Below are 10,078 nucleotides of genomic sequence, written 5' to 3'. Positions count from 1 at the left end.
TGATTTGTTGATTGTTGATTGATGGATTGTTGATTGGTGGATTGTTCCTTTCGCCATTGTCTATCGCTGTAGCAGTGTTTGTTTTGGGTGCGTTTTGTTCCGCCAATGAATTTGTCGGCAGCGATGCGTGCTCTACTGCGTTGGTAGGGCTTTTTGTTGGATTGGCTTGCTGAGCCATATTACTGCCAGGTTTAGCGAGATTCGATTCCGGAGGTGGTCCTGATGGACTATGTTGTTGTGTTACCGGTGTCGCATTTTTTACTGTAGCACTATCTTGCCCTGGTTTGGCCGAAGAAGACGTTAATTCAATGGGGGTGTTTTGTTGCGTCAATAATTTTGATGGTAGCGATGTTTGCTCTACTGCGTTGGTAGAGCTTTTGTCTAGATTAGCTTGCTGCGCCATATTAATGCCAGCTTTAGTGAGTGTCGAATCTGTGGTTAGTCTTGACGGACTATTTTGTTGTGTTACCAGTGCCACATTTTTTACTGTAGTACTATCTTGGACGACTTTGGCCGAAGACGACGTTAATTCATTAGACGTTTTTTGTTGGGCATCACTTCCTTTTACCGCATTATCAATTGTAGGCAATGGTGTTGATTCTAGCTTCTTTAGAAATTGGCTGAGAATTTGTGCTGGTTCATTTTTAGTGATGATAATGTTTGCTGCTTGGACAGACTGGCCTGTTTGAGGCGTTGTGGTGAGTTTCGTTAAATTAACGGTTAATTCTGCAATGACCGGCGTGAGCGCAAGTTGCAATTGCTGATGTTGCACCACTACCTTGGCTAGATATTGGCCTGAGTTTAACGCGGTATTGGGCGATAATTGAATACTTGTGCCACCAGCAAAGATCAATTTCCCTTGGTCTATTACTGCCGTTGGCAGAGGATAACCTTGTGCTCTGGTTGCCAATGTAGCTAGTTGTTGTGTTGATACGCCATTTTGTTTTGCCAGCTGTTCGAGTCCTTGTGGTAAGGAAAGCTGAATGGATTGTGCCAAAAGCACTAATTGAGTAGCCACCGTTTGGGTGGGTGATGTGGTAGTTGAGCCTGCAGAAGCCGTTGGAATTGCAGGCGAGGTAGCTTGATTATTGATGGCTTCTGTTTGGGCTACGGGTAAATTTACGCTGGAAACGGCACGAGCCACAAGCTTAGCTTGATCGCTTGCTATAACTACTTGCGCTGTCTGTTGTAATAACTTTTGCAGTTCAGCGGTCTTGTTAAGTTGGTACTGTTGATTTTCAATGGTGACGTCGAGTTGTGCGCTTGCTGGTGGCTGTACTACTTTCACGGGCAATAATACTGCTGTTAAATCTGATTTTGTGGTCGAGCTGCTGGATACAACGGATTTTTCATTTGAGGTTTTTGCTGGCAAGGCAGTACTATCGGTTTGAGTTTGTTTGCGCTCAGACGCTGGCTGCGGATTAGCATCTGCAGGTTTGAATGTGACGGCATTAACCGTTTTTTGTGGTAGCGTTGTTGGTACAGCCATAGAAATCCTATCAAACGTACATGTTTGTCTATTGAAATCAATCAACATGTCAGTGAATAATATCAACTTCATTTACAATTTTTAGATTGATATTGTCAAATGGCACAGTATCCTTAGCTCCCTGTTACCTCTATTGGGGCAACATATAGGGTTTTATTGCCATTTTAGTGAATAATTGCTGGTAACCAAGACGTATTAGTAAGGCCTGACTGTTAAATAGTGAATGATAACAGCCTTATACTAGCCTGCTAAATTATATCGACTTGAACAAAAATTGCTTTAATAAAAAGACAAAAACAGCAGTTTGTTGAGTAGTACATTTTGTCATTTAAAGAGAATTATATGAAGTATAAATGGATATTACTTCAGGTGTTCGTTGCTGTTAGCATGCCCGTGTGTGCTGAAGCTGAAACACCTCAAGTTACCACATCATCACGAGCTGCGATTGAAATTAAATACAATGATACTCGTGACCCATTTGAAGAAGTTAACCGCACATTGTGGGATTTTAACTATCTTTTTTTAGATAAATATATTATCCGACCCGTTGCGCATGGTTATAAAGACTATGTTCCTAATCCAGTTAGAACAGGTGTTAATAATTTTGTTTATAATCTAGAGGAGCCTAGCTCACTGGTGAATAATACCTTACAAGGAAAGTGGAGGTGGGCAGCTAATGCTGGCGGACGTTTTACGGTTAATTCTACCATTGGTTTACTGGGGTTAGTTGATGTAGCAGACATGATGGGGATGCACCGTAAACAGGATGATTTTAACGAAGTGTTAGGTTATTACGGTACGCCAAATGGTCCTTATTTTATGGCGCCGTTTTATGGACCAATTGTGACAAGAGAAATCGCCTCTGATTGGGTGGATGGTCTATACTTTCCTTTATCTGAACTAACGATGTGGCAGTCAGTATTAAAATGGGGCTTAAAAGGCTTGGATGCTCGCTCTAAAGCCATTGATCAAGAAAGATTATTAGACAATGCTCTTGATCCTTATGCTTTTGTAAAAGATGCCTATTTGCAGCATATGGATTACAAAGTTTTTGATGGTGATGTGCCATCTAGTCAAGCGGACGATGAGTTACTTGACGAATATTTAGATGAACTAGAATAGTCGAGGCATACAGGCACCTCGGCAGTGTAGTTTGCGAGGTTGTTGTATGGCGCTTACTGATGTCGAGATCCTCTTTGTTGAAGATGACCCTATATTTCGCCATGTCGTTGCTGATTTTTTGCAGGGACAAGGTGCTCGGGTTCAACAAGCATGTAATGGAGATGAAGGCATAGCCCTTTTTTCCGATGCTATATTTGATATTGTTATTGCAGATTTAAGCATGCCTGGCCTTGATGGTTTGTCGATGCTTAAACAAATGCAAGATATTAATCCTGCTATTCCCGCTATTGTTATTTCTGGTAATGATGTGATGTCTGACGTAGTTGAAGCGTTGCGCATTGGTGCTTGTGACTACCTGACTAAACCCATTGCTGATTTATTCATTATTGAACAGGCAATCATACAAGCGATGATGTCTGCAGCCACGCCTATGAATGTTTCAGGGCAATCGCATTTACAAGAAATGAATGAGTTATCTTACCAAGAGCTCACTGATAATTTATCTTTACTCGAGCAAAATACTCAAGCTGCCAAAAGTGTTCAGCAACAGTTATTCCCTGCCTCACACATCTATTACCCCAAAGCAGAAATCAATTACAGTCTATTTAAAAATAACGATGTTAGTGCTTACTTTATTGATTCGACCATGGTGGGTGATCATCACTTAGTGATGTACATGGCACACTTTTCTCCAGAGGATAATAGTGCTGCTTTTGGCTGTGTGTTATTGCGCAGTTTTATTAACCAGAAACTTAAGTTGTTTAGAAATGGTTTAAGCAATACGTTAATTGAACCCAATAATATGCTGTCTTATCTTCATGAACGTATGGTGAAGTCTGGGTTGCATATTAATACCGATATCATCTATGTGTGCCTCGACTTGACTAACTACCAGTTATCAATAGGGCAGTCAGGTAAAGGGTTAAGGTGTTATTTACGCAACGGTAATGAGCTGACCCCCTTAGCATTGCCTGAATCAACACCTCTTGGCATTACATTATGGGATAAGCCGAGTATGCAAACTAGAACCTTGTTAATAGATGAGCAAATTTGTATCGGAACACATTTTTATGAACATAAACAACAGCTGCTTGAAAACCGTTTTACTGGGTTAGTTTATCAGTCTGATATTAAAGCGGGTGGCTTTATGCAGTTGGCTTGTAAGTAATGTGGGATATACCAAGCAACTTCCGAATTGCTAGTGTCGCTTCGCAGCTAAGATCCTAGGGCGCTACGCTGATAGTGCGCTTCGCTTCTAGAACGGACTTCGTCTTGCTAGGGAGATTCGCAGCTATGATTTTATAGTCTCTAGCAGCGTTCTAGTTTATCGATAAAAAATCCCCTCACAAGTCAAACTTGGAGGGGATTTTATTAAGAATAACAATTACATCAAAACCAATTAACGTTGAATTCCTTCGTGTTCGGCCGTGACTGCAATTTCTTCCTCTAACACTTGTTCTTCAGTATCATTTTTGCTTTCTGCACCGTGCATCCAGTCAACTAATTTATCTGACATTAGGTATAAAATAATACCTGAGACGACAGAGGTAATACCAATCCCAGCAAAAATCGCCATTGCGTTTGCGAGTTGTTCTTCGACTTCGCCGCCATGACCAATCAATGAACCTACTAGGCCACCAATTTTGTTTGCTGCAGCAATAAATAGGAACCATGCACCCATCATTAACGATGCGATACGCAATGGAGCCAGTTTAGTGACCATAGATAAACCAATTGGTGATAAACATAATTCACCCATGGTGTGGAAGAAGTAAGCTCCTACTAACCACCACATGCTTGATTTAACTGAAGCGTTGCCGCCCATTTCGAATACTGCGCCCATCATGAATAAGAAACCGATGGCCAGTAAGAATAAACCTAACGCAAATTTAACGGGCGAGTTAGGTTCATTTTTACCTAAGCGGATCCAAATAGAGGCAATCACTGGAGCAAAAACAACAATAAAAATAGCATTGAGTGATTGGAAATAAGTGGTAGGTACTTCCCACGAACCAATCATACGATCTGTAAAATTGTTAGTGAACAAGTTCATTAATCCGCCTGCTTGTTCGAAGCCAGCCCAGAAAATAATGGTGAATAATCCCATTACCATAATGACTTTAATACGGTCTCGCTCAATCTTAGTTAGCGGTTCACTTCTGGTTTCACCTTTAGCTGCATTTTTTCTTTGTTCTACTTTAGCTGCCGGTTCGACACCGATGTCGCCAAGTAATTTTTGGGCAAAGAAAAATTGAATAATCAACGATAAAATCATACCAATACCAGCGCAGAAGAAACCTGCCTGCCAGTTGTTGATAAACACTTCTTCACCACCAATAACAACTTCATGACCAAATGAGGTATAAGCCCAAGCAACGATAAAGCCTGATAAGGCAGCACCTAAGTTGATACCCATGTAAAATATGGTAAATGCACCGTCACGACGATGATCACCAGCAGGGTATAAATCACCTACCATAGTAGAGATGTTTGGTTTAAATAGACCGTTACCTATAATTAGCGTCCCTAAACCAATATAAAACATCGTGGTTTCTAGACCTGGCATCCAGCTATGTGGCGCAGCAAGCGTAAATTGACCAGCAGCCATTAAGAAGCCACCAATATAAATAGATTTTCGCTGTCCCAATATGTTATCAGCTAGCCAGCCACCAATTAATGGCGTTAAGTAAACTAAGCCAGTAAAAGTACCATATAGTGATAATGCATCTGCTTGGCTCCAGCCTAAGCCGCCACCCGCTTCATTGCTTTGCACTTTATCTACTAAATAAAGTACTAAAATTGCACGCATGGCGTAATAGCTAAAGCGTTCCCATAGTTCTGTTGTAAAAAGTAAGAACAGCCCCTTAGGGTGTCCAAACAATGTACCTTGAGGTTTTGCGTCACTCATTAAGTCTTCCACCTTAAGCTTGTGATTGCCTGTGAGAAAATATCGTCACAGAAATAATTGTTTGCAAGAGTTGTCTATGACTAATTAATCAACTAACACCTGAAATATCGGGTGTTTGACCGTGAATAAGCAGTACTGAGCAACTTTATTGTTTATTTTTTATAATAAATAATGTCAGTTTGACGCTGAATGCTAACCAAACATCAAAAAGCTAACCTTATATACCCTTTTCATGCCGATAAAGTCAATGTTAATGCGGGGAACAGAGACGTTAAGCTTGTTATAAAATGTGTCATTGCAAACAATCTACTAGCAAAAAAGTTATCGACGTGTATTGCCTTTGTTACTGGGCCAGCCTGGGTTTAATAAGGTTTTCTGTAATGGGGCCGATACTCATATCACGCATAAGTGACACTTTAATTACACGTAATGGTGCAAGGTGTTGATTATAAAGTGTTGTCTTTTAATTTCAGCCATAAACAGTTAAAATACGATTCATTAACAAATTTCGATGTCATGTCGAAGGGGTATGTATGACTATCATTCGAACGGTGACATTGATTTTACTCTGCTGCTTTATTAGCACTGCCCAAGCCTGGGTTGATACAGATTTTGACGGCGTTCCTGATAAAAAAGATGCCTGTAATGATACTACGGCTAATAGCGTTGTTATGGCAAATGGTTGTATTGATACTGAGTTATTGATTGTTGATGAAGATGCAGAAGATGATGCTGAGTTTGATGACGCAGAACTCGGTGCGACTGTCACAAATAATGCGGCTTTAATTGCTGAGCAATGTCGTCAGCAGAGAGATATTTCTGTGGCAGTAGACTGTTTTGGGTCAATTCTTCAACCAGTTTATTTTGATTTTGATAAATCAGTGGTGCTGTTAACTCAGCGACCAACCTTGGTTAGGGTAAAACAATACATTGAACAACATCCGCAAGTGGCTATCCGTTTAGAAGGGCACACCGATAATATTGGTAGCGATGTCGTTAACCAAACACTATCCCTTAAACGTGCTGCTAATATTAAAGATTTACTCGTAAATGAGTACCAGTTTCAACCAGCGTCGATAGAGATCGTTGGCATGAGTAGCAAAAAACCGATCGCGGATAATGCCACAATAGAAGGGCGTCAGCGTAATCGTCGAGTAGAGTTTATTATATCGGCAGAATAAAACTGCTATTAAAATGGAGAAAGAAATGGAACACATAGAAGGTTTAGACGCTTTAGTGGAGCAGGCACCTGAGTTTTTGATGACTTATGGTCTTAAAGCGCTAGCTGCTATTGTTATTTTTCTCATCGGTAAGTACTTTTCCGGTGTGGCAAAACGCATAACAATCAAATTATTGACCAGCCGTAAAGTGGACCCAACAGTCGTTTCGTTTGTGGCAAACTTAGCATGGATGTTGGTTTTTGTATTTACTATTGTCGCGACACTGGGTCAAGTTGGAGTGCAAACAGCATCATTGGTTGCTGTTATCGGTGCCGCTGGTTTAGCAGTAGGTTTAGCCTTACAAGGTTCGCTTTCGAACTTTGCATCAGGCGTATTAATGGTACTTTTCCGTCCATGCCGCGTAGGTGACTTTATTGAAGCTGCTGGTGTTGCCGGTGTGGTTGATGAGATTACTATATTCTCAACTCGTTTGCGTACTGGTGACAACAAAATGATAATCGCGCCTAACTCTGCGATTATGAACGGCACTATCACCAACTATTCAGCGTTAGAAAAACGTCGTATCGATTTAACGATAGGTGTTTCGTATACTGCTGATATTGCTAAAACCAAAAAGGTGTTAGCGGATATTCTAGATAACAACCAGTTTGTGTTAAAAGATCCTATTTACACCATCGGTCTAGCTGAGCTTGGGGACTCTTCAATTAACTTTGTTGTACGTCCATGGGTTAAAACACCAGACTATTGGACTGCACGTTTTGAGTTACTTGAGCAAATCAAGAACGCATTAGATGCAGCCGAGATTGAAATTCCATTCCCACAAATGGATTTACATGTGAAAGAAGTTCCAGCAAAATAATATTGCAGGCAACTTAATATTTTAAAAAACCAGCATTTGCTGGTTTTTTTATAAAAGGAGTTTTTCTATGAAGCTATTTTCAACCTTTGCAGCAATCACATTATTATCTTCATCTGTTATGAGTAGCCCTAGTTTTGCTGGCGAAAAAACCATGATTACCATGGGCGGAACCCCGGTAGCTTTGGAAGGGAACATGCCTGACATTAATACGGCCGCGCCATTATTTACTGTGGTCGATGAAAAGTTTAATCCGGTAAGCTTGAGTGATTTTAAAGGTAAGACAGTGCTGATTAGTGCTGTACCCAGTTTAGATACTGGCGTGTGTGCATTACAGACAAAGCGATTTAATAAAGAGTTTACTCAATATGATGCAGATGTGGTGATGTTAACCATTAGCGAGGATTTACCGTTTGCACAGAAGCGTTTTTGCCAAACTGAAAATGTGGATAAAATTAAAGTGTTGTCAGACTCCGTATGGCGTGATTTTGGCGAAAAATATGGCTTGTTGATAAAAGATCGTGGTTTATTAGCGCGTTCAATTTTTATTATTGATGCTCAAGGCATATTGAAATATCAAGAATTAGTGACTGAAGTAAGTGAACACCCAAACTATGATGCTGCTTTAGCGGCATTAACAGAAATTTCATCAGCGGCGAAGTAGTTGCGTAGCTTCGATAATGTTGAGTGAAAGAGGATAGAGATGCAGCATGATTGATTTTCGAAGTGATACGGTGACTCAACCGACTGAAGCAATGCGTTTGGCCATGTCGAGAGCCGAGGTCGGTGATGATGTTTATGGTGATGATCCGACCGTCAACAATTTACAAGATATGGCTGCAGAAATGTTCGGCTTTGATGGTGCTTTGTTTGTGAGTTCTGGTACGCAAGCTAATTTATTAGCGTTGATGTCTCATTGTGAACGCGGCGATGAGTATCTTTGTGGCCAACAAGCTCATAACTATAAGTTTGAAGGTGGCGGGGCAGCAGTATTAGGCAGTATTCAACCTCAGCCTCTGAATAACCAAGCTGATGGCAGTATTTTATTGAGTGATATTGAAGCTGCAATTAAGCCTGATGACGTGCATTTTGCACGAACGCGGTTATTGAGCTTAGAAAATACTATTGGCGGCAAGGTATTGAACCAAGATTATTTAGCCCAAGCACAAAGTCTTGCCTTTAATCGTGGTCTTAAATTCCATTTAGATGGTGCTCGGGTTGCGAATGCTGCGGTTGCACAGGGCATTGCCATTGCCGATATTACCCAATACTTTGACTCTGTATCGATTTGTTTATCAAAAGGCTTGTGCGCGCCGATTGGGTCGATTCTGTTAGGTGATGAGCGATTAATTGGCAAAGCAACACGTTGGCGCAAAATGCTCGGTGGTGGAATGCGACAAGCAGGTATTATCGCTGCAGCCGCTAAGTTAGCGTTAACTGAGCAGGTCGATCGTTTGGCGGATGATCATCACAATGCAAAAACCTTGGCTTTGTTGTTGGCTGAAATGAGTGAGTTTACTGTCGATGTTAGTTTGGTGCAGACCAATATGGTTTTTGCCTCACTTGCAGAGCATATCGACCCTAAAGTACTTGCTGCCAAACTGGCTGGTAAAGGCATTATAATCAGTCCGAGCCGCCAGTTGCGCTTGGTTACTCATAAAGATATTAGTGCTAATGACATCAGTGTTTTTGTTAATACGTTAAAGCAAATTATTGTTTAGATATTGTTTGGTTTTTGGTTAAGTATTATCAGTTTTATTCATTTTAAAGGTCATACATAGTGTGGCCTTTTCCTTTTTATGGTGCGGAGCTGCATTTATTTTGGGCATTTTGATAAGTCTATTATTCAAGGGTTAGTCTTATATAATTGATTTTGTATAGTTTAAAATACTTGGCCTAATCGTTGCTACTTATTTAGAGGTATGCGTTTAACAACGCAAAATTAATAAGTTAGATAATGAGGTCACTATGAAATATTTCTCACGTCATATCATCATGCCTATTCATCTTAATAGCACTCAAAGTCTATGTTGTGGCCAGTTATTAAGTTGGGTTAATGAGGAAGCGACTATTTTTGCCAGTTGCCAAATGCGTAGCCAATTCCATATTGCAAAAGTGATATCGGAAATTAATTTTATGGCACCAGCACAAACGGGCGATATTATTGAGTTTGGGTTTGAACTCGTCAGCTTAGGCCAAAGTTCAGTCACCGTTAGATGTAAAATACGCAATAAAATCAATCATGCGCCGATTGCATTCATCGATAAGATGGTGTTTGTCAACGTGAATGAAAAAGGCTTACCTATTCCGCACGGTATGCGAGCGAATGCAGCTTAATGGTATTTATATTACAGTGGGTGAGTACCGTTAGCATGAGTTGTGACAAGGCAAGGATGCAAAGCTGATTCAACATAAAACCACAAAAAATAAGGAGCTATAATAGCTCCTTAATGTTGATGCTAAATAGACTTGATGTATTATTCGACTTTAGCGATACGCTGTTGATAATCATCGATTAAATG

The 10,078-nt window shown here is 40.5% G+C and carries 9 protein-coding genes; 7 read left to right on the top strand and 2 right to left on the bottom strand.

From position 1 onward, the window contains the following. The coding region (locus tag H5202_RS13925; protein WP_182772602.1) for a hypothetical protein at positions 1 to 1,489 on the bottom strand (1,489 nt) is incomplete at its 3' end. A 387-nt stretch (positions 1,490 to 1,876) separates the two neighbouring features. Here H5202_RS13925 and H5202_RS13920 point away from each other — a divergent pair. After that, entirely contained in the window at positions 1,877 to 2,611 is a 735-nt protein-coding gene (locus H5202_RS13920) for an MlaA family lipoprotein (RefSeq protein WP_443019409.1), read from the top strand. Positions 2,612 to 2,657: 46 nt separating this feature from the next. Then, complete coding sequence (locus tag H5202_RS13915; RefSeq protein ID WP_182772600.1) at positions 2,658 to 3,779, top strand: response regulator; 1,122 nt, start codon at positions 2,658 to 2,660, stop codon at positions 3,777 to 3,779. A 231-nt stretch (positions 3,780 to 4,010) separates the two neighbouring features. Here H5202_RS13915 and H5202_RS13910 read toward each other — a convergent pair whose 3' ends face one another. After that, positions 4,011 to 5,519: a peptide MFS transporter gene (locus H5202_RS13910; protein ID WP_182772599.1), complete on the bottom strand. Its 1,509-nt coding sequence runs from the start codon at positions 5,517 to 5,519 to the stop codon at positions 4,011 to 4,013. A 533-nt stretch (positions 5,520 to 6,052) separates the two neighbouring features. Here H5202_RS13910 and H5202_RS13905 point away from each other — a divergent pair. From H5202_RS13905 to H5202_RS13885, 5 genes are all read left to right on the top strand, one after another. Beyond that, entirely contained in the window at positions 6,053 to 6,700 is a 648-nt protein-coding gene (locus H5202_RS13905) for an OmpA family protein (RefSeq protein WP_182772598.1), read from the top strand. Positions 6,701 to 6,725: 25 nt separating this feature from the next. Continuing rightward, positions 6,726 to 7,559, top strand: a complete 834-nt coding sequence (locus H5202_RS13900; RefSeq protein WP_220493876.1) for a mechanosensitive ion channel family protein — start codon at positions 6,726 to 6,728, stop codon at positions 7,557 to 7,559. Between the two features lie 67 nt (positions 7,560 to 7,626). Beyond that, positions 7,627 to 8,220: a thiol peroxidase gene (gene tpx / locus H5202_RS13895; protein ID WP_182772597.1), complete on the top strand. Its 594-nt coding sequence runs from the start codon at positions 7,627 to 7,629 to the stop codon at positions 8,218 to 8,220. 46 nt (positions 8,221 to 8,266) lie between these two features. Continuing rightward, positions 8,267 to 9,277, top strand: a complete 1,011-nt coding sequence (ltaE, locus tag H5202_RS13890; protein ID WP_182772596.1) for a low-specificity L-threonine aldolase — start codon at positions 8,267 to 8,269, stop codon at positions 9,275 to 9,277. Positions 9,278 to 9,524: 247 nt separating this feature from the next. Beyond that, the gene (locus H5202_RS13885) at positions 9,525 to 9,893 is read left to right on the top strand and encodes an acyl-CoA thioesterase (RefSeq protein ID WP_182772595.1); all 369 of its coding nucleotides are present in this window, start codon (positions 9,525 to 9,527) and stop codon (positions 9,891 to 9,893) included. The last annotated feature ends 185 nt before the right edge of the window (positions 9,894 to 10,078 follow it).

The sequence above is a fragment of the Shewanella sp. SG41-4 genome, from assembly GCF_014164505.1.
In the GTDB taxonomy this organism is placed as follows: domain Bacteria; phylum Pseudomonadota; class Gammaproteobacteria; order Enterobacterales; family Shewanellaceae; genus Shewanella.
Note: the sequence above shows the minus strand (reverse complement) of the source record. Positions and strands in the feature narration are given on the sequence as shown.